Annotated in this window: 2 tRNA genes and 1 rRNA gene; all 3 read right to left on the bottom strand. The window is 45.1% G+C overall.

Annotation, left to right across the window (positions count from 1 at the left end):
• Nucleotides 1-262 precede the first annotated feature (262 nt).
• Nucleotides 263-336, bottom strand: a tRNA-Ile gene (locus OCV63_RS17395).
• Between the two features lie 35 nt (nucleotides 337-371).
• A tRNA-Ala gene (locus OCV63_RS17390) sits at nucleotides 372-444 on the bottom strand.
• A 6-nt stretch (nucleotides 445-450) separates the two neighbouring features.
• Nucleotides 451-568, bottom strand: a 5S ribosomal RNA gene (gene rrf / locus OCV63_RS17385).
• Nucleotides 569-648 lie beyond the last annotated feature (80 nt).

The following is a 648-nucleotide window of genomic DNA, read 5'->3' as shown; positions in this document are numbered from 1 at the left end:
CCCTGCGCTCTTTCACGCTTGACCATTCTGACTGCCGGTGAGCAATCAGCTCATACATAGCGTTGTATGAGGGTCATAGGTTTGTTTTTTTCAGAGGTTTTCGTCCTCTTGGAATGATTATCTTTAAAATTACCTTTTAGGATAATCACCTCGGATGTCTTGTGTTAAATTCATTCTAAGGATTGAATTTAACTTGTAGATATTTCAGTATATAGTTTTCAAGGTACAATGTAAATCTTGGTGTCAGTCGGATAACTGACAATGGGCTTAAGTGGACTCGAACCACCGACCTCACGCTTATCAGGCGTGCGCTCTAACCGGCTGAGCTATAAGCCCATTTTTGTCTCACACTCTTTCGAATGCTTGACGAATGGAGATGGAGAGATTCGAACTCTTGACCCCCTGCTTGCAAGGCAGGTGCTCTCCCAACTGAGCTACACCCCCATATCATTCTGGCAGCCACCTGCTCTCCCATATCGTCTCCAACATAGTACCATCGGCCGCTTAGGTCTTAACCATCGTGTTCGGGATGGGAACGGGTGTGTCCCCTAAGCGCATCGCCACCAGAAATCTCTTAGGCTTTTCCGTATTCTTTTGTTTTGAAGTACGAGCCTTCATAACTAAACAGTGTACTTAACACATTTCTGC

Source organism: Laedolimicola ammoniilytica, from assembly GCF_025567165.1.
GTDB lineage: Bacteria > Bacillota > Clostridia > Lachnospirales > Lachnospiraceae > Laedolimicola > Laedolimicola ammoniilytica.
The sequence above is the reverse complement of the archived record's forward strand: the minus strand, read 5'-3'. Positions and strand labels throughout refer to the sequence as shown.